The organism is Nocardia sp. GP40 (assembly GCF_050434125.1).
Taxonomy (GTDB): domain Bacteria; phylum Actinomycetota; class Actinomycetes; order Mycobacteriales; family Mycobacteriaceae; genus Nocardia; species Nocardia albiluteola.
Map to the genome: position 1 here is coordinate 494,301 of NZ_JBNPVW010000006.1, position 18,760 is coordinate 513,060.

Here is an 18,760-nt window from a genome sequence, read left to right on the forward strand (position 1 = left end):
GCCTCAGCGCACCGCCCGTGGGACCGGTGGCCGGTGGGGCCGTCGAGGGCAGCCGCGCGGTGGCGGGGTCCCGCCGACCGTGCTCAGGCTCGCCGACCCGGTACTGCGGGCGATCCACGGCCCACGACCAGGTCGAACAGCGCTTCTACCTCGACGAACGAGTCCCGCGGCGGCCGCCTACTTTATGGCCCGCCCGGGCTGGCGATGCCAGCTTTGTAACCAGAACCCGAACCCGGACACAGCGATCGCGATCACCACTAGGACCCGCACCAACTCCAGATCGCTACGGAGATAAAGCACCCCGCCTGGCAGACCTCTGACAGGCGGGGTCACGCGTGATGCGGTACGCCCTGTCCGCCCCCGGGCGCGAGCACCTTTCGTAACGCCGATGCGACGGCATGGAGTTCACCAGTATCGAGCCGCCCGCCGAACCGCCGCTCGATCCCTTCGAGGTAGTGCGGTGCCGCTTCGCGGAAGCGCTTGCGCCCTTCGTCGGTGATACTCACGAAGGCGGAGCGCCCGTCGTCGGGATTGGTCTCACGCCGCACCAGGCTGTGCGACTCCATTTCGGTGACTAGGCGGCTCACCCTCGTGCGGCTGAGCACCACGCGTTCTCCGAGGTCGCTCATGCGCAGCTGTTGCGGCCCGTTCAGCTCCAGCAGGACGTCGTACCAGCTCAACGGGAGTCCGGTTGCGCGGCGCAGCTCCGTGTCGAGCTCGGGCACCAGCTTGGCGTGCACCTGCAGCAACGCCGCCCAGGCGTCGACGGCCGGGTGAGTTTGTTTCGAAGAGTGCGGCACATCACCCAGCATAACCGATTGCGTGCACCCGCACATTTATAGTAGCGTGCACACGCACTCATATTTCGTGCTCAAGAAAGGAATGCCCATGACCGCAGTGATCACTCGCGACGAGCTGGCCCAGGAGATCGAGGCCGGATCGGTGATCGTCCTGGACGCACTCGGCGGCGCGTACTACGCCAAGGCGCATCTGCCCGGTGCGCTCGCGCTCGTCGAGGCCGAAGTGGACAGCCGCGCACCCCAACTGCTCCCCGACCGGGCGGCGGCAATCGTCACGTATTGCTCGAACGCCGCGTGCCCCAACAGTCAGAACGTGGCGACCAAGCTGGAGCGGCTCGGCTACACCAATGTCCGCAAATACCGCGACGGCATCGAGGACTGGACAGGTGCGGGCCTGCCCATCGAAAGATGATGGCCTCAGCGCACCCTCAGCCGGTCGGGTTGAGCGAGTGCAGGCCGGCGAAAATCGCCATCCGGCGCGCCAGTTCGGCTTCCGGATCGCTGAGCAGATCCCAGCTCCATGCAGAGCATTGCCGGCATCCAAGGGTGGCCGCTTGCCCCAGATGCCGTCGACCAGTCGTTCGGCGGGAACGACCTCAGCGGCCCGAAGGGCCAGCAGCGTCAACAGCGTTCGTCTCCGCGGCCCGCTGATGGCCACCGTCTTCCCGTCTTCGCCGATGATCGAGACCGGCCCTCGGAGCTGTAGGTGCATGACCGGCTAACCGACGAGCCCCTGGTTGCCGTCACCCCAGGTCGCGGTCATGACGACCGTCACGATCTTCCATGTCTCGTCGGTGCGGGTCAGCTCGAAACGGTAGGTCCCGCCCAGGGTCCACAGCGATGCCCCGAACGGTGCGCCCTTGCGATGCGTGGCCTGAAAGGCCGCAGTGCAGACGGCATCGTCGCCGGCGACGGTCACCAGATGGTTGGTGATCAGGTGCTGGGTGGCGTCGAATCGGCCCAGCGCCTGCGCCCAGGCGTTGCCGATCTGCTCGGGTGATACGGTCGCCGGTTCGCCGCCGTTGAGGCTGGTGTAGTCCAGGACGGTCGGGTCGGCGAAGATCTCGCCCAGCCGCTCCCATTCCCGGTGATCGGCGTACCAGGCCATGCGAGTGCAGGTCTCGATGATGTCCAGCCGATCCTGGGTCGATGCCATGGTGTCGTAATCCTCCTGATGCAAGTATGTGATTCGGTTGTTTCGAAGTAGCTGATGAGGTGGCACCGCGCAGCGGTGCCACCTCATCAACATATTCAGCGAAATCTGCTGTCCGCGTTGACATGTAGGCGAGGTATCCGGTAGCTGGTTCAGCTACAGTGCGGCACCGCCGGCCTGCCCACGTCGATTCTGCTGAACCTGCTCACTCATTGTGAGTTCCCTTCGCTCGATTCGCTTCGGTAGCCCGACAATCATCAAATGCCTGATAGGGCAAGGGGAAACAACCGAATGAGCTGCGGCCACAAGGCGGTCTTGTGCCTGCCGGCACCTCTGGACCGCCGGCGAGAAGCTGATTTACATTGGTACGTGGCCTATCTCGACACGCAACACGTTCGCTCATTCGTAGCTGTAGCCCAGGAGGGCAACATCACCCGCGCGGCCGCGCGGCTGCATCTGACCCAGCAGGCCGTTTCGCTGCACATCCAGCAGCTGGAACGCGCCCTGGGCGTCGCCTTGCTGGTGCGCACCTCGCGCGGTGTGGTGCTGACGGCCGCCGGTGACGAATTCGCTCGTGGCGGATCGGAAGTCCTGGCCGATCTGGAGACGCTTGCGCTGCGGGTGCAGGCGGTCGCCAGACGACAGGAAGGCACCCTGCGCTTGGCCTGCTGCCCCTACTCGACGACCCTCTTCGCTACCTCCATCGCCGAAGCGATGGAACGCGCGGTGCCGGGCATCGAAGTCGAACTCGTCACTGTCACAACACAACCCGCCGAAATGGAGCTGTTGTTGCGCGGCGCGGCCGACGCCGCGTTCATGTGGCTGCCGGTCGGCGACGACCGGCTCCGGCACGCCGAGATCCGCCGGGACGAGCGCGCGGTCGCCGTCGCCGCGAATCACCCGCTGGCCGGCCGGGAGTCGGTCGTCCTCGCCGAACTCGCCGACGATCCGGTGGTACAGCCGAATGTGCTGCTATCCGATGTGGCCGTCCGCCACTGGCTGGCCGAACCGCGCCCCGGCGGACAGCACGCGGTGCGGGGCCCGGCGACCGCGGAAATCGCCGAGGCACTCATGACGGTCGCCCGCGGCCGGGGCGTGTGGCTTGCGCCGAAGCCGGTCGGCGACTGGGCCGCGACACCGGGTGTCCGCTGGATTCCGGTGATCGACGCCGAATCCAGCGACCTGGCCGTCGTCTGGCTGCCCAGTGCACCGAAGGACCTCGTCATGCGGCTGATCAGTGAGGTCCGCGCCATCACCGGGTGGGAAGCCACCCCGGATGTGCCCACACAAGCCGGGCTTGTGGCGTCGTCCTGAATCATTGTTTCAGTAATCCCCCGGCGGCCCGCATGATCGACACTGTGGAGGAGCCGGTGCAGACGCGGACGGCGCAGCCGGCGCGAGACTTGTCCGGCAGAGTCGCCCTGGTCGTTGGTGGCAGCCGTAATCAAGGCGCGGCCTGTGCTCGCCTGATCGCCGCACGCGGCGCGGCCACGGTGGTGAGCTACGCGCACGACGACACCGCCGCCGATCGCCTGCTGGCAGCGCTGGGCGGGCTGCCTGCCACCGTGGAGGCCGTCCGGTCCGACGCCAGGATCGCCGCGGACGTCGCGATCCTGTTCGAAGGGGTGATCGAACGCCACCACCGGCTCGACATCGTCGTTCACACGCCCGGCGCGGTCGTCGAGAAGACCATCGCCGACAGCACAGACGACGACTTCGACCACCTGGTGGACGCCAACCTCCGCACCGCGTTCCACACGCTGCGCGCGGCCGCTCGGCACTTGCACGACGACGGCCGCTACGTCGTCCTGTCCAGCGCGCTCACCGCCCGCCCGGCGCCCTCATACGGCCTCTATACCGGAGCCAAGGCCGCGATCGAGCACCTGGTGGCGGCCGCGGCCCGCGAGCTGGGTCACCGCGGCATCACTGTCAACGCGGTAGCCCCGAGCCCGGTCGACACCAGCTTCTTCCGGGCGGCGAAGCCCCCGGGCGCGCTCGTGGCAGCCGCACTGCGCAACCCCCGCCACCGGCTCGCGACCACGGCCGACGTCGCCGCCTTGGTCGGCTGGCTGATCGGCGCCGACGCGGGCTGGATCTCCGGTCAGACCTTGTATGCCGACGGCGCCGAATTCTGATCGCGCCGCAGTGCCCCAGACGGGCTCGAACCGTCACTGTGCGGGTGTACCGGGACGGAAATTCGCCGCGATGAAGACGAGTGATCCGCGTAACGCGCTGGTCGATGTGGAGTTCGGCGGATGTACCGAGACGGCCTCGAGGAGTCTTCGTCGTCATAGTCGGGCCTTGACGATTGGTCGCGGTACGTGCCGCCTGGCCGGGACAAGCAGACGATTTGCGGATGAGGAACAGCACCCGAACAGGCTGAAGCACAGCGATCTTGAATTCGATGCGGATCCGGCAGTCCGGCCAGTTCTCCGGTGTTCTTGTAGGTCCAGGCGTGATACGGGCAGGTGAAGCGGGTGGCGTTACCGGAACCGCAGGCGGGACCACGTAGTCGTTGGGCTGTGGGATCTGCGCCGACGGCACGATCGCCAGTGGGGTGTGGCGCAGGATCTGGGTCTCTTCGACCTCGGCCGGGGTGGCTCCAGACCATCCGTGCGTACGCATTCCGCGCCCGGCGTGTCCCGCACCCCGGTTCCCGCCGAACGCGCTACAGAAGACACGTTTTGGAACCCGAGCCAGTCCAGGGCCCGTGGTCGAACGAATGTTCAAGTGGCGGTTGGAAGAACGCGTCGGCTACGCCGAGATCGCGGACCGGCTCAACGGCGCTCGGGAGCTGAACCCGCCGCCGACCCCGGTCGATCCCGCCACGGCGGTCGGTGTCCGGACCTGGACCGACGTCCGTGATGTCCTTTCCGGCCCGCTCTCGGAATGCGTCTGGTCCCCGCCGTCGCTGAAGACAGTGACCACCGAAGTCTTCCCGTCCTTATAGTGCCCCCTCATACCGGCAGGTTGCGGGCCGCGATCCTCGGTGTTGATGGCCATCAGATGGAAGAATCTCGCATCTGATGCAATGGTCATTTCGCACACGCCGAGCCGCAGATGCTCGATGGTAGATGGCCTCCCCTCGGCGTGGCCGGACACTGATCTGCAGACCACGGTGCCGGGGTGAACCCTCACCCCAACATCGTGAGCCATCCCGTCGATGTTCAGTCGTCGAGGCCGAACAGCTTGGCGGCGTTGGTCCGTCCGATCTTGACTCGATCGTTCTCGCTGATCGGGCAGCTGTCGAACCAGGGCGCGATTTCGTACATGGATTCGTAGGGATAGTCGACCGAGAACAGTGTGCGGTCGGCTCCGACCTCGAGGAGCGTGTCCAACAGGGCCTGGGTACGGAACACGCCACTTGTGGTCAGGTAGAAGTTCTCCCGCAGGTACTTGGTCGGCTCATGCTCGTGCGCACCATGGGTTTCGCGGCGCTGATGGCGCAGCCGATGCTCGACGCGCGGCAGGGTGAACGGCAGCGCCTCGCCGAGATGTCCGAGGATGACGTTGACGTTCGGATAGCGATCGAACAGGCCCGAGAGGATCAGTCGCAGCGCATGGGTCGCCGTTTCGAAGCCGAACCCCCACGCCGAACCCAGCAGGCCCTCATACCCCTGGTAAATGCGCTGTTGGTTGGGCAGCGGAATCCGCGGATGCAGGTACACGGGAACATCCAGTTCACTCACCTTCGCCCAGAACGGATCTACCGGCGCCTCATCGAGGTAGCGGGCGGTGTTCTCGTCACCGATGTTGGTGTAACCGTTGATCAACGCGCCCACAGCGCCGAGATCCTTGACCGCGCGTTCCAACTCAGCGGCAGCGGCCTCGGGATCCTGCAATGGCACTGCAGCGAACATCCGCAACCGGTCGGGGTGACGCGAGACGAGCTTTTCAGCGGCGTGGTCATTCATCCGGGCGGCGGTATCGATGGCCAACTGGGTGTCGGTGATGGCTTCGATGCCGGGCTGGGTCAGCGACAGGATCGACACATCGATACCGGTGCGGTCCATATCGGCGATGCGTTCGTCGACCTCCTGCAGCCGGCGCTGCACATCACCGAAATAGTCCGGCTCGGTGAAGTCATGAGATCCGGTAGCAGGGAAAGCCGCCGACTCCCAGTGCTCTTCGAGAGCGATTTTGCCGTTCATCGTTGCTCCTTCAGGAAATCGATTCTTGTACCGATCGGCACAAGATTGACCATAGACGTACCGATCGGTACAGTCAAGGGGTGGCCAGAACCCCAGACCCCGGCAAACGTGTGGAACTCCTTCGAGCCGTCGTCGGCCATCTGGCAGAATCCGGTGTCAACGATCTCTCGCTGGCGCCGTTGGCCGAGGCGATCGGCACCAGCAAACGAATGTTGTTGTACTACTTCGGAGATCGAGGCGAACTGATCTCCCAAGTACTCGAGGCCAGCCGGCCCGACGTCGGGAAGATCTTCGACGGTGTCAACACCCGCGATCAACTCGCCGAGTCGGCAATGCAGTTGTGGCATGCACTGACCCGCGGTGACCAACGGCATAGTGTGCGTATGCTGCTGCAGGTGCTCAGCCTGGCCGCCACAGACCCCGGCACCTACGGCGAGCACGCCCGCACTGCTGTCGAGGTGATACTCACCCCGATCACTGCGGCGTTCGTCACGACCGACTTCACCCCCGGCGAGGCGGCGGCACGCGCCACACTTGTCGTCTCAGGGCTACGCGGGCTGTGCCAGGATCTGCTGGTCACCAACGACGGCGAGCGACTGGACACCGCGGCGCGACTACTCGTGGACGCGGCGGTTCACGGCGGCTCACACTAGCGCTCACAACCAACGCGGCGGGTCGCCTTGGTCACCGTTCCGCTAGGTTCCGATCGCGCCGACCGGGACCCCACATCGTCCCCGAGGACCTCAGCTACTACGACATGCTCGCCAAGCTGCGGCGCACGCTGATCGCGGCCCAATATTGTGCCGACCTGCCCGGCGACCCCACCCCGGAACAAATCCACACTATCCGCCTGGCCTGGGCAAACACTGTCGCCTGATCGCGAAACACGAGAGGGCAAGCTCAACACCCATTTCGAACGTGAGTTCGAAAGGATTAGTTAGGGTCGAGAAATCTCGACTTTCGCGATCAAGCGGCAGCGTTTGCCCAGGCCAGGCGGATGGTGTGAATTTGTTCGGGGGTGGGGTCGACGGGTAGGTCGGCACAATATTGGGCGGCGATCAACGTGCGGCGGAGCTTGGCGAGCATGTCGTCGTAGCTGGGATGGGTCTTGGTCGTGTACCAGCGCGACCGAGCGCGGTGGTCGGCGACGACGGCCGGCGAGTGCCCGGCGAGGTAGTACCAAAGGACCACGAGGGTCTGGGTGAGCATCCCGAACGGGATGGTCCGCTCCACCGCCGCCCGGGTGCGGTTGCGGGCCTCACCGGCACCGGTGACGTGTTTTCCCTGGAAAAATGCGACCTCGATGGACCAACGGCTCGAGTAGCGTTCGATGAGTTCGGCAGCGGCAGTGGCCATGTCGGTGGTGAGCAGCGCCAGAGTCGGACGGCGGGGTTCGCGCACGACGATGACCCGCACCGGTTGGGAGCGGAAGGCGCCATACCACAGGCAGCGGCGCTCGTGCACGGTCACCGTCGCGGTACGACCGTACCGAGTCACGGTGACCTGCTGTCCTGGTGTGGCGGCGGCCAGGTCTGCCGGTGTGCCGATCCTGGTACCGCGGGTGCGGGGACGGCCCCGTCGACCGCGCATGTTGGGCGGGTCGTCCAGGTCGGGATGCACCTCGAACAGGGCAGCGTTGCGAGGCAGCGGCCCGGTCAAGGTCACATTCGCGGGCAGGTGCCGCAGGGTGCTGCACACGTACGCGCTGTCGGCGACCACATCGACGACACGGTCGGGGCGCGCGGCGGCGATCCGGCCGATCAACTCGCGCGCGAGGACGGTCTTGGTCGGGCCGCCGGGGCGCCACAACCGGAACAACACCGGCAACGCGATCGGACGCTCCGCGAACGGCAGCGTCACCACCACCGCGGCAACCACGAACGTGGTGCCCCGGGAGAGTTTGGCCTGCCCTTTGGCGACCTGGCGCGAGCCATCGTAGGCCCACGCCGCGGCGTGCACCTTCTTGCCGCTGCGCTGGAACAGGGTGTCATCCACCGCGACGATCAGCGGGGCGCCGGCCGCGGTGAGCCAGCCCACGACCAGGCCCAGCATGATGAGCCCGACCTGGTCGAGGCTCCAAGTGGCCGAAGCGAAGAACCGGTGCGCACGACTGTGATGCCCGCCGATGCGGGCGGCGGTGAACATGCCACAGACGGTCCGCCGGGCTGGTGCCGCGATCAACCCGACGGTCAGTGCGACGAAGGTGGTGAAGGTGGGGGTAGTGAAACACGGCCGGAACGCTTCCAGCAAGGGCTGCAACGACTTCGGCACCGGCGGCACGGATCGGATCGACACAAACCGCCGATCATCGTGGCGCGGACACCGTAGCGATCGCTCGACACGCCGACATGATCACCGGCCTGTCGCACACACGCCAGCTGTCTTCCGACAGCCCGACCCACCCTGACTATTGCTGACTAAAGTATCCGGTAGCCGATGTGCGTGCGACCACAGGTTCACGCCTACACGGGTGATCGCCCGACAACAGAAGCGGTCGAGATTGCATCGAACCACCGTCCGGACGGGCCAGCAACTGTCCGAACGAATACTCCAAGCGCCGTGAGCGCCGGATATGATGGGGCCGTGATCTTCTCCTGCGGAAAGGGCGCCATGCGCCCCTGCCGGTGACGCCCGGCAAGTGGCTGGTTTCCGACGACACCGATGACCAGACCACTCTTCTCACCGACGCGTTGCTCCCAGCATTCCCCACAGCCCTTGCCACCGACGTGCGTATCGTCGTGCGTACTCTGCCACCAGCACGCCTACCGCTGATGTCACACAGTTCCGCCGTCCGGGTCCAGGGCGAGCAGCTCATCGTCCCGTACCGCCTGCGCAATCCCGAACCATCCCACAAATCGACTGTCTGCGACACAGACCAAGATCCTGCACTGCCTCTACAGCCGCCACAGCAACGGCTATGTCCGCCAGCGCCACCTCAACCGGATCATCGACGCCACCGAGCCATGGATCATGCCCTTCGTTGTCAAGCTCGTCGGCGAATACGTGCTCGACATCGTCGTCGACATCCAGCGGGGACTCGCCAATGTGGCTACGGTCGAGGCTGCCCACCACGAGGCGTACGGTCGATTCGCCGCCACAAACCCCGAGTTTCTCCACCTGACCAGCCAACGTGTCGCCAGCTACTGGGACTGCTACTACCGAAACCGATACCCGCACCGCTACTATCCCGGCCGCATCGTCATCGAGGAACTACAGGAAGCCGCAGCCACCTTCTGAGACGCCCTGCCACACTCCATAGTGCCGCTGAGTGCGCGATATGCATCGAACACCCGTTCGTCAAGAACCGCGAAAGCGGAGTCGAGAAATCGAACCCACACCACACCGAGCCCAAGGCCACCCACAATGCAGCCAGACGGACCGGCAACGATCCCAACCGACTACGTCACCCGCCAGTCGACGCGAATCATCGCGAACGGATACCGCGACTACAGAGCTGACAGCATCGCCGCTAGCGACCATGCATTCCCCTACCCTTCCCAGACCGCGACAACCCGATACTCGAATACCTCGTCCGCAAAGCCCAGGAACTAGCCGACACCGAAGGACAGCCCCCATACGTCTGGCTAGCTGTACACGCATGGTACGAAGGCGCCCTGAGTACTCTCGCAGCCCCGCCCAAGCCCGACGAATAGACAGCAGAACCACATCGCCGTCGCCACACCCGGCCCAAACCAAATGCCGTTCCGAAAATGTGGGGTTTGCGGGGGTTAGGCCAAATAAAACAGGTCAGGACCGGTAAATTACCGGCCCCGACCTGCATCCTCGGTGGTCCTAACGCTAATCAATCCGAACCACCTGACGGCCGAAGGGCCGACGCTGCGGATCAAGCCAGTAGGCACGCGCAGTGTGACATTGAGGGCATGACTTGCGGGTTTCGGCGGCCATTTGATTATCGACGCTCCTCGCACGCAAATGATAGGCAAGCTCAGAAATGTGGGTCGCGGAGGTGGTCGAAATAGGCATCTAGTGCCGCTGCATCGGCGGGCCAGGCGATCAGGCCGATGTAGTTGTCGAGCCTGATCAGCACAATGGCGCTGTCATCGATCTGGAAGGAGCGGTGGGCGTGACCTTCGACATCGATTACGGCGTTTTCGGCTGCTGGATCGGTCGGCTTCAGCACGGCATGGGGCTTCATATTGATGAAGCCAGGAGCGTGATAGGCGCGAATGGTTTCGGCGCCTTGCGGGCCGAAACCCAGGAGAGTCCAGTGCGGCCCGCGGTACAGGTCGAACAGTCGAACCATAGTGTCGGCCAGGAGATCTCGGCACGGTGCGTCGGGGGCGCGATCGCCGGCGACGACATCCTTGCCCGTGGCGTCTCCCCAGGTGAGCGAGAGCGGGCTTTCCCGGTAGCGGATTGCCAACCCCGACATCTGACGATGCATTTGTGGATCGTTGAGTGCTGTCAGCATTTGGTGGGGGTTCGGCTCCGCGCGACCGCCGCCATCGGAATCCAGGCCGGTCGCGCGATACATCAATTCCCACGTTGTCTCGATTTCGTGCCGGGCACTGCAGCCACGTTCTTCCTCGTAGGTATCCAGCAGCCAACTCGGCCCGCCGCAGAGTGCTGTGGCGAGCTTCCATGACAGGTTCGAACTGTCGTAGATCGCAGAACATAGTCCGCCACCCGTTTGAACGTGTGCTGCTTCACCGGCGAGAAAGACAGGCCCAATGCGGAACTGTTCGGCATAAGCGACCCTCACACGGAAGGCATTCACCCAACCACCGGCGTTGTGGATGTGAATATCGGTTCGCTCACCGCGGTCGGTGATCAATCGCTGCATCGTCTTCAGCGTGGCCGGTGGGAGCTGACCCCCCTTGTCCGCCTCGATCTGTGCCTGGAACTGCCACTTCTCACCGAACGCGAAAACAGCGCTCCCCCTTCGGCTACCCAGCCGTACCCGTTCGCACCGGTCGCCGGCTCGGGATGTTCAAGGCCGTCGATCTCGACATCACCGACCAGCCAGTGAGCGTCGGGAATGACTCCGCCAACGTATTTGATCCCGAGCGCCTTTCGAACCGTACTCCTGGCACCGTCGCCACCGACGAGGTAAACACTCCGGATCGATCGGATCTCGCCACTCGGGCCCCGAACCGACGCTGTCACGCCACGCTCGTCCTGGGGGAAGTCGACCAGCTCGGTCGACCACTCGACCTTCACCCCGGATGACTCGGGCGACTCGCGCAATACCGCCTCGGTGTGCCACTGCGGCACGATACCGTCGTCGCTGTGTGCGGCAGCCGATTTCGCCGTTCCGACCCCGACCCCGCTACGTGATGCGGCTCCCGGGCTCGCGCGTCGGCGTCAGGTACGAAGGGTGCGTAGGCCGGTGCGGATTTCGTTGACCAGGATCTCGGGCTGTTCCAAGGCCGCGAAGTGCCCGCCCTTGTCGGCCTCGCCGTAGTGGATCAGATTGCTGTAGGTGTCTTCGATCCAGCTTCGTGGCAGTCGTGGGATGTCCCTCGGGAAGACGGTCACCGCGACCGGAAGCGTCAGCTTCGGGCCGGCGAAGGTGAGCGACTTGTTCTCCCAGTAGATGCGGCCGGACGACGCTGCGCTGTTGGTGAACCAGTAGAGGGATATCGCGTCGAGCATGTCTTCGACGCTGAGGGTGTCCTCAGCGAGCCCGTGGTTGTCGGTCTTGGACTGGAACTTCTCGTAGATCCAGGCTGCCTGACCGGCGGGAGAGTCCGCCAGGGCGAATCCGACGGTCTCCGGCTTCGTGCCCTGAAGGTGGTTCGACCCACCGAGATCGCCGGTGTAGCGGGCGAGGGTCTCCACGGCATGGCGCTGTTCGGGCGACAAGGTGTCGGGTATCTGTGCGGGAAAGGCGTACTGGGTGTTCAGATGAATTCCGAGCAGCCCCTCGGGTTGCATGGCCCCGAGGGCGGTGGTGACGACCGCACCCCAATCGCCGCCTTGCGCTGCCCATCTCGGGTAGCCGAGACGCTGCATCAGCTCCACCCACGCGCTGGCGATGCGCGACACGGTCCACCCGGTCTCCGTGGGCTTCTGGGAGAACCCGAACCCGGGCAGCGACGGGACGACGACGTCGAACGAATCGGCGGCGTCTCCTCCGAACGACACCGGATCGGTCAGCGGGCCGATCAGCTTCAGGAAATCGACGATCGAGCCCGGCCATCCGTGCGTGAGTAGCAGCGGCATCGCGTCGGGATTCTCGGACCTGACGTGGATGAAGTGGATGTCCAGCCCATCAATCTCGGTCAGGAATTGGGGGAAGCGATTGAGCTCGGACTCCACGCGCCGCCAGTCGTAGCCGCGCTCCCAGTAGTCGACCAGAGATCTGGCGTTCTCTACGCGAACCCCTTGCGACCAGTCGCCCACCGTTTCTGGATCCGGCCATCGAGTTCTGGCCAGTCGCTGCTTCACCTCGTCGATCTCCGAATCCGGGATCGAGACGGTGAACGGGCGGACCAGGGCGGAGGTCGGTCGTGTCGGTGCGGTCATTGCCGTCTTCTCCTGAGCCTTGAAGCGCAGCGCAACTCTTCATTGCACACTGGTGTGCAATTTACTTCATTACACACCAGTGTGCAACAGTGGTGTCGTGCCTACCCAGTCCTCCCGTGTGCGCTCGATGAACGAGACACGCGATCGCATCCTCGACGTCGCCCTCGAAGTGCTGGGAGAGAACCCGGACGCCGGAATGGGCGATATCGCCTCCGCTGCCGGCGTCGTCCGTCGCACGGTCTATGGCCATTTCCCCTCGCGCCTCGACCTGGTTCGGACACTCACAGAACGGGCCGTCACCGAGATGACAGCCGTGCTCACCGAAGTCAACGCCTCCGACGCAGCAGCGGACGCGACGTGGGCCGAATTCATCGCCCGCCTCTGGCCGGTGGCACACCGGTACCGAGTGCTGGTGGCGCTGCGCCGTGGCGAGTACGGGGAGGTGATCCACGGCCTGCTCGGGCCGGTCGATGAGCTCCTCGCCGACCTCGTGAAACGGGGCCAGGACAGCGACGTGTTCGCACAGCACCTGCCGGCAGGCATTCTGAGCCAGGTTGCCTACAACGTCGTATTCGCTATCGCGGACAGCGACCTGCCGAACGGGACCCGCGGCTCCCGAGCGGCAACGATCACGAGCCTGCTGATGCTCGGAGTTCTCGAGACACGCGCAATCGCTCTCGTGGTCGACCAGCACTGACCCCCAGCACTCCACATCCAAGGAGAGCATGTGAGTTGCATTGCGGCGACTGCCCCGACTTCCGGCCGACCGTCAGCGGGAATCCGGTCCATGCGAGATCAGCTGGCCCGGACTGGCCGCTGCGTTCGCAGTGCCGAGCCGAAGGCCGCGATCAGGGCACCGTGCACGGCCACGCCCTGTCAGGCGCTGTCGTGGATGGTGCCGTCGGCGACGGCGGTGGTAGCGACAACCCCCAGCACCGCGTTCAGGACGAGGTTGGCCGACAGGTGCCGCAGTCGGGGGTTGTGGACCAGTTCGCGATCGCCAGGGCGAGCAGGGTGGCGCCAACGGTGCGGGTGGTGAAGATGTCGAATGCGGCGGATCGGGCTTCAGGCCGGAGACCGCCGAGCGCGGCGCCAGCAGCGCCTGCGCGCCGACGGCGCCCAGGTAGACGGCCGAACCTCGTAGCAGCAGGCGGGTTTTCATCGGACCGGGCGCTGCAGGGCGGCGTAGTCGACGCCGGTAAGTCGCTCGGATTCGGCCCGCAGGGCGCGGCGAATCTCGGTGTCGGTGTCCGGGGGCGCGATGCGGATCGGGTATCCGCGCGCACGCAGTGGTGGTCGGCCGTCGGGCGCGTAGTAGTCGCGGCCGCGGGCCTGCGGATCGGTCGCGGCGCGCAGCACTACCCGGGCGCCCGCGTCCGCGTCCGGTTGGACGAGCAACTTGGTGATCGCCAGCCGGGTGGCGCCGCGGACGTGGCGGACCAGGTCGGTTGGTGTGACGCCGGGCTCGAGTGCGACCGCGATGGTTTCCGCGCCCGCCGTGGCCAGCCGTTCGTTCAGTTCCAGGGTGTACAGCAGGTTGGCGAGCTTGGATTGCGCATAGGCCGGGATCGGCCGGTAGTAGGCCGGTGAACGCGAAGTGCCCGAGATGGTTTGTGCCGAACTGCAATTCGAAGCCGTCGGCAGTGACCGCGGCGGGAGTCATCATCACCCCGGCGTTGTCGATGAGCAGATCGACCCGTGGGAACCGGTCCCGGTTCCAACTATCCGGGATGCCCATCCCGATTGTCAGCGGATCGAGAGGGCACAGTGACCGAACCCGCGGATCGACCGCGCCGGGCCGGCGCACAGCGCAATCGCGAGCGCGTGCTGCGTACCGCAGCGGAAATCTTTGCCACCGAAGGCCTCTCGGTACCAGTGCAGGAGATCGCGCGTCGCGCCGGCGCGGGCACCGGCACCGTCAGCCGCCACTCCCCCACCAAGGAATCCCTGTATGCCGCGGTTCTGCTCGATCGCATGCGAGATCTCACCGCCTACGCCGAGACCCTGGCCGCCGAAAACGACCCTGGCACAGCCTTCTTCACGCTCTTCACGCGCTTGATCCACGAGGGCGCCGCCCACCGCGGTCTGGCAGAAGCCCTGGCAGGCTCGCAATTCGACATCGAAGCCGCCGCCACCACCGCCGACTGCAACGTCTCCGACCGTCTGCGCCGCCTACTGTCCGATGCCCAGCAATCCGGAACAGTCCGATCGGCAATCACTTTCGCCGATCTCGAGGCCGTGCTGTCCGGCTGCCTGTCCTACGACGGCCCGGACCCCGACCGGGTCATCGACGTGATCCGGACGGGACTGCGATCCCAGACCACACCCCAACCACCATCATGACCAACCAACAGCCACTTCCGACGTATCCGTTCGACTCGAGCCACACGACACGTCGTTCTCGTACCTCGGGACTCTTGGCACGCCAGCAGGCGTGGTCCAGACCCGCGAGGTCGTGGGACCTCTCGTCGGTGGTCATACGGGGTCTCATTCAGGATCGGCGGGGTCGTTGAAACGAAACGTGTTGTTTTCGCGGCCTTCTCACCGGCCACGACCGCCCGCGCCTTCGCTTCCTGTCAGCCGCACCCTCGGGTGGACGATCGAAATCTGGATCGCTCGCCGGTTTCGCCAGTGTCGGACATTTGCCAAGGTGCGGCACCTGCTGTCCTCACCCTCTGGAAGCTATCTCAGGCAGCCGATCCTCGTCGACGGCGTCTGGTTGCCCGCGCACCAACCGGTGGTAATCAGCATGTCCGCGTGCAACAACGATCCTACGATCCGCGCGGACGATCGCGTCGGCAATCGTTCGCACCTGGCATGGGGCGCCGGACCGCATCGCTGTCCTGCGGAACCGATGGCCTATCTGATCGCGCAGGATGCCGTTGATCAATTGCTGGACGCGCTACCCGAAATGCAGCTGGCCCTGCCGACCGGCGAACCGCCCTGGCTGCCCGGCCCTTTCCACCGCGCTCTGACAACGCTGCCGGTCACCTTCGCGCCCTGCCAGCCGTTCACCGTCCCCTGAGCGACGTCAGCCAAGGCCAGTGAATCAACCACGCCGTATCCGATGGCAGGGTCTATTGTGCCGCCGCGGGAGCCGAACGGGATCTGCTGCGCCGACACCTTGCCCGCCACCATCCACGGCGACTCATCGGAGGTTGACGCCTCCCGATCCCGGTAACGCCGTATCGGCCGGTCAGGCGGAGGCGCGGACGGTGAGCGACACCGGCAGCACCACCCGCTCGCCGGCGACCTGCTCGCCGGCGACCAGCCGCAGCAGGACCGCCACCATCTCGCGGATCTGTTCCCGGGGATCCTGATGCACCGACGTCAGCGGCGGCGTCGTCGCCGGGGCCAGGGTCGGGTGATCGTCGAAACCGATCACGGCCACGTCGGCGGGGATCCGGCGGCCCGCGGCGACCAGGGCACGCAGTGCGCCCGCGGCCATGGGGTCGCTGGCGGCGAACACCGCGTCGAGGTCGGGGGCGCGGACGAGCAACCGGCGCATCGCCTCTTCGCCGCCGGAGATCGTGAAGTCCCCGGGCTCGACCAGATTCCGTCCCCGCACCCCACGATCCCGCATCGCGGCGCGCCAGCCGGCCAGCCGGTCGGCGGCGGCGGGATGTTCGGCCGGGCCGGACACCGTCGCGATCCGGCGGCGACCCCGGTCGACGAGGTGATCGACCGCGAGCCGGGCGCCGGCGGCGTTGTCGAAGTCGACCACGTGCTGGGCCCGCCGGGCGCTGTGGGTGCGGCCACCGAACACCACCGGGATCCGCAGCGTGCCCAGCGCACCGGGCAGCACGTCGCCGCGGTGCGGGGCGAACACCAGTGCGCCGTCGACGTGACCGCCGTCGAGGAACCGGACCACGCCCGGCACATCGGCATGGTTGTCGACGAACATCACCAGCAATTGCCCGCCGTGTGCGGACAACTCTGAGTTCTGAGAGCGCTCCCAGTGCGGTCCCAAGGCTGATCAATGAGGAGTTCGAAGGTGCGACACATACTCCGCAAAGTGCTCATCACGTGCGCCGTGCTCACAGTCGGGACCGGCGGCATCAGCGGCTGCGCCGGCGGTGACAGCGGCACCACCATTCGTGTTCTCACAACAGTGGCACGCACCGACGTACGAGCTACTGTCTTCGGCAGAGATCGCAGCAAGATTCCGGTATCGGTGGATACGAGCGCCGAGTGCCATATCCGGCTCCCCGAGAGTACTTTCTCGGCATCCCGCCGCGCGCGGAGTCCGTCGCCGTCGTTGTGTAGGGCGTGGTGCGATCGCGGCCTGGTCGTCGTTGAGCTTGGATCGGCGTCCGCCCTCGCGTCCGTGGGCACAGGCCGCTGGGCCGTCATCGGTGTCGGCCACAATCAGCTCGCGTTCCAGCTCGGCGAGCACCGACGTATCCCGAACATGGACTGCACTGTGACGAATCTCTCATTCCTGCATTTGTTAATTCCATTCGGTATTTTTAGCTGCATTGGTGTGTAGTCGTATGTTCGGTGAACAACGAGCGGGGAACAACGGGCGGGGATGACCGGTAAACGCCCGGCCACATGGTCGGGTGACGCAGCGGAGGTACTGCGGAATGGACCGTAGTGAGGTTGCCGAGATGGCCCGGGACTGGTGGGCAGCGGTCGGCGATGCCAGTTTCGTGCCGATGTCGCCCAGCGATATCCAGCAGTTGATGACCGTGTGGATCACGGATCTGGAGACGGCCATGACGGCCGAGCCATTCGATCCGGCGCCCGTTCGCCAGGTCGGGGCCGATATGGTACACGCGAACCTCACCGTGCCTGCAGCAATGATGCCGTCGTCGACGGTGTTGGCCGGTTTGCTCGAGCGGTCGGCGCGGCCGGATCGGGCGCGCCGGTTCGGTGCCTTGCTGGGGAAGCTCGGTCACGGCTACATCACCGAACTGCTTGCCACCCAAGCCCGCAATCAGGAGGCGGCCGAGCGGTTCCGGGTGATGTTCGACAACGCCGCGGTCGCCATTGCGCGCTATGACGTAGACGGCATCACGATCGACGCAAACATCGCTGCAGCGCGAATGGTGGGCATCGACCGCAAGGACTTGCCGGGGGTTGCGGGCCTGGACTTCGTGCACCCTGACGATCGCGAAAAGCTCCGCACGGTGGTGGTTGGGTTGTTCAGGCGAGGGCACGGCACAGTGCACTTCGAGGGCCGCTTCCAGCGACGCGACGGAAGAATCTGCTGGGGTGCATGGACGATGACACTGATGCACGGCAATGCCCAACGCGAAAAGTACCTACTTGCAGTCGGGGAGGACACCACCGAGCGTCACGTCATGCAAGCAAAGTTGCGCTGGCAGGCCACCCATGACCCGTTGACCGGCCTGCTCAACCGGCGCAGCCTGCTCGATCAATTGGAGACCATCGTCGCCGAGTCCGGCCCCACCGATCAAATCGGCTTGTGCTTTGTAGACCTCGACGCGTTCAAGCTGGTCAACGACCAGTACGGGCACGGCGCGGGCGACCGGATACTGTCCGAAGTCGGCCGCAAACTCGGCGCGGCGTTGGCCTCGCCATCGGTCACCCTGGCGCGTATCGGAGGCGACGAGTTCGTCGCTCTGCTGGCACCGCCATGCGACGACGACGCGGTCGCCGCCGCCGCCGAAACCATGCTTGCGACGCTGCAGGAACCGGTGCAGATCGGTCGCAACCAGCTGCTGTCGATGTCAGCCAGTATCGGCGCGGTGGTCACCGCAGTCGCGGGTGCGAAAGCCGAGAAACTGCTCGACGAGGCCGACATCGGCTTGTATCGAGCCAAGACCGAGGGCCGCGGCACCTGGGTCCTGCACCGGACGGACGATGGCCACGGGCGATCACCGTAAGCCGGCCGCCCAGTTGGCCACTCACCCCCGAAGCGTTCCGGCAACGATGGTCACCGACCGAGTTCAACCGACAACCGCAACTCGCATAGCCGGTTGATCTGGTCCCCGCTTGCGGGTCCGGACTCACGAGAGTTGAAGGCTTGGTTGGATGTCGAGCCACAGCGAGCTTGTCATCGGCCTCGATTGCAGCCGCGTAGCGGCGGGCGAAGTCGTTCTTGGCCGGGCTGATCGCGGCCGAGAGCGCGTTGTTGCCCTTGCGGGTAACCCACAGTTCGGCGACCTCGCGCACCTGCTCGGGCGTGTAGATCCCGGCCT

At 65.6% G+C, this 18,760-nt stretch carries 17 protein-coding genes and 3 pseudogenes; 11 read left to right on the forward strand and 9 right to left on the reverse strand.

The features are described from left to right. Positions 1-329 precede the first annotated feature (329 nt). Positions 330-800, reverse strand: coding sequence for a MarR family winged helix-turn-helix transcriptional regulator (locus ABH933_RS21415; RefSeq protein WP_429425684.1), 471 nt, complete (start codon positions 798-800; stop codon positions 330-332). 88 nt (positions 801-888) lie between these two features. On the opposite strand from ABH933_RS21415, the gene ABH933_RS21420 reads away from it, so the two are divergent. Continuing rightward, on the forward strand, positions 889-1,212 hold the full coding sequence (locus tag ABH933_RS21420) for a rhodanese-like domain-containing protein (protein WP_429425682.1): 324 nt from the start codon (positions 889-891) through the stop codon (positions 1,210-1,212). 306 nt (positions 1,213-1,518) lie between these two features. Here the strand turns inward: ABH933_RS21420 and ABH933_RS21425 are convergent, their stop codons facing one another. After that, positions 1,519-1,956 carry a nuclear transport factor 2 family protein gene (locus tag ABH933_RS21425; protein ID WP_429425680.1) on the reverse strand — a complete coding sequence of 146 codons (438 nt, stop codon included), beginning with the start codon at positions 1,954-1,956 and terminating at the stop codon, positions 1,519-1,521. Positions 1,957-2,322: 366 nt separating this feature from the next. Between ABH933_RS21425 and ABH933_RS21430 the strand changes: the two genes are divergently transcribed. Next, a complete protein-coding gene (locus tag ABH933_RS21430; RefSeq protein ID WP_429425678.1) occupies positions 2,323-3,267 on the forward strand; it encodes a LysR family transcriptional regulator in 945 nt (314 codons plus the stop codon). A gap of 32 nt (positions 3,268-3,299) precedes the next feature. After that, the gene (locus ABH933_RS21435; protein ID WP_429425676.1) at positions 3,300-4,088 is read left to right on the forward strand and encodes an SDR family oxidoreductase; all 789 of its coding nucleotides are present in this window, start codon (positions 3,300-3,302) and stop codon (positions 4,086-4,088) included. Positions 4,089-4,366: 278 nt separating this feature from the next. Here the strand turns inward: ABH933_RS21435 and ABH933_RS21440 are convergent. Beyond that, positions 4,367-4,542, reverse strand: a pseudogene (locus ABH933_RS21440) (Rieske 2Fe-2S domain-containing protein); the annotation flags it as partial. A gap of 121 nt (positions 4,543-4,663) precedes the next feature. Here ABH933_RS21440 and ABH933_RS21445 point away from each other — a divergent pair. Further along, the gene (locus ABH933_RS21445; protein ID WP_429425674.1) at positions 4,664-4,903 is read left to right on the forward strand and encodes a hypothetical protein; all 240 of its coding nucleotides are present in this window, start codon (positions 4,664-4,666) and stop codon (positions 4,901-4,903) included. Between the two features lie 217 nt (positions 4,904-5,120). Here the strand turns inward: ABH933_RS21445 and ABH933_RS21450 are convergent, their stop codons facing one another. Next, positions 5,121-6,104, reverse strand: coding sequence for an amidohydrolase family protein (locus ABH933_RS21450; protein WP_429425672.1), 984 nt, complete (start codon positions 6,102-6,104; stop codon positions 5,121-5,123). Between the two features lie 80 nt (positions 6,105-6,184). On the opposite strand from ABH933_RS21450, the gene ABH933_RS21455 reads away from it, so the two are divergent. Further along, a complete protein-coding gene (locus tag ABH933_RS21455) occupies positions 6,185-6,757 on the forward strand; it encodes a TetR/AcrR family transcriptional regulator (RefSeq protein WP_429425670.1) in 573 nt (190 codons plus the stop codon). Positions 6,758-7,070: 313 nt separating this feature from the next. Here the strand turns inward: ABH933_RS21455 and ABH933_RS21460 are convergent, their stop codons facing one another. Then, a complete protein-coding gene (locus ABH933_RS21460) occupies positions 7,071-8,399 on the reverse strand; it encodes an IS701 family transposase (RefSeq protein ID WP_429425668.1) in 1,329 nt (442 codons plus the stop codon). Positions 8,400-9,074: 675 nt separating this feature from the next. Between ABH933_RS21460 and ABH933_RS21465 the strand changes: the two genes are divergently transcribed. Beyond that, positions 9,075-9,341 (forward strand): hypothetical protein, encoded by a 267-nt coding sequence (locus ABH933_RS21465; RefSeq protein ID WP_429425666.1) that lies wholly within the window; start codon positions 9,075-9,077, stop codon positions 9,339-9,341. 709 nt (positions 9,342-10,050) lie between these two features. On the opposite strand, the pseudogene ABH933_RS21470 reads toward ABH933_RS21465, so the two are convergent. Beyond that, positions 10,051-11,339, reverse strand: a pseudogene (locus ABH933_RS21470) (FAD-dependent monooxygenase). A gap of 90 nt (positions 11,340-11,429) precedes the next feature. Then, positions 11,430-12,593: an epoxide hydrolase family protein gene (locus ABH933_RS21475; protein ID WP_429425664.1), complete on the reverse strand. Its 1,164-nt coding sequence runs from the start codon at positions 12,591-12,593 to the stop codon at positions 11,430-11,432. Between the two features lie 19 nt (positions 12,594-12,612). Here ABH933_RS21475 and ABH933_RS21480 point away from each other — a divergent pair, with 19 nt between their 5' ends. Beyond that, the gene (locus ABH933_RS21480) at positions 12,613-13,290 is read left to right on the forward strand and encodes a TetR/AcrR family transcriptional regulator (RefSeq protein WP_429425662.1); all 678 of its coding nucleotides are present in this window, start codon (positions 12,613-12,615) and stop codon (positions 13,288-13,290) included. 461 nt (positions 13,291-13,751) lie between these two features. Here the strand turns inward: ABH933_RS21480 and ABH933_RS21485 are convergent, their stop codons facing one another. Beyond that, on the reverse strand, positions 13,752-13,991 hold the full coding sequence (locus ABH933_RS21485; RefSeq protein WP_429425660.1) for a hypothetical protein: 240 nt from the start codon (positions 13,989-13,991) through the stop codon (positions 13,752-13,754). A gap of 369 nt (positions 13,992-14,360) precedes the next feature. On the opposite strand from ABH933_RS21485, the gene ABH933_RS21490 reads away from it, so the two are divergent. Beyond that, a complete protein-coding gene (locus ABH933_RS21490; protein WP_429425659.1) occupies positions 14,361-14,936 on the forward strand; it encodes a TetR/AcrR family transcriptional regulator in 576 nt (191 codons plus the stop codon). Positions 14,937-15,273: 337 nt separating this feature from the next. Beyond that, positions 15,274-15,618, forward strand: a pseudogene (locus ABH933_RS21495) (cytochrome P450); the annotation flags it as partial. 171 nt (positions 15,619-15,789) lie between these two features. On the opposite strand, the gene ABH933_RS21500 reads toward ABH933_RS21495, so the two are convergent. Then, a complete protein-coding gene (locus ABH933_RS21500; RefSeq protein WP_429425657.1) occupies positions 15,790-16,527 on the reverse strand; it encodes a LacI family DNA-binding transcriptional regulator in 738 nt (245 codons plus the stop codon). Between the two features lie 81 nt (positions 16,528-16,608). Between ABH933_RS21500 and ABH933_RS21505 the strand changes: the two genes are divergently transcribed. Further along, positions 16,609-17,082, forward strand: a complete 474-nt coding sequence (locus ABH933_RS21505; RefSeq protein ID WP_429425655.1) for a hypothetical protein — start codon at positions 16,609-16,611, stop codon at positions 17,080-17,082. A gap of 97 nt (positions 17,083-17,179) precedes the next feature. After that, complete coding sequence (locus tag ABH933_RS21510) at positions 17,180-18,445, forward strand: diguanylate cyclase domain-containing protein (RefSeq protein WP_429425653.1); 1,266 nt, start codon at positions 17,180-17,182, stop codon at positions 18,443-18,445. Positions 18,446-18,760: the final 315 nt, after the last annotated feature.

Bases quoted from the DNA above. Each gene is read 5' to 3' on its own strand.
- ABH933_RS21435 (WP_429425676.1), top strand. From the start codon at position 3,300: ATGATCGACACTGTGGAGGAGCCGGTGCAGACGCGGACGGCGCAGCCG.
- ABH933_RS21450 (WP_429425672.1), bottom strand. From the start codon at position 6,104: ATGAACGGCAAAATCGCTCTCGAAGAGCACTGGGAGTCGGCGGCTTTC.
- ABH933_RS21475 (WP_429425664.1), bottom strand. From the start codon at position 12,593: ATGACCGCACCGACACGACCGACCTCCGCCCTGGTCCGCCCGTTCACC.
- ABH933_RS21420 (WP_429425682.1), top strand. From the start codon at position 889: ATGACCGCAGTGATCACTCGCGACGAGCTGGCCCAGGAGATCGAGGCC.
- ABH933_RS21510 (WP_429425653.1), top strand. From the start codon at position 17,180: ATGGACCGTAGTGAGGTTGCCGAGATGGCCCGGGACTGGTGGGCAGCG.
- ABH933_RS21425 (WP_429425680.1), bottom strand. From the start codon at position 1,956: ATGGCATCGACCCAGGATCGGCTGGACATCATCGAGACCTGCACTCGC.
- ABH933_RS21465 (WP_429425666.1), top strand. From the start codon at position 9,075: ATGCCCTTCGTTGTCAAGCTCGTCGGCGAATACGTGCTCGACATCGTC.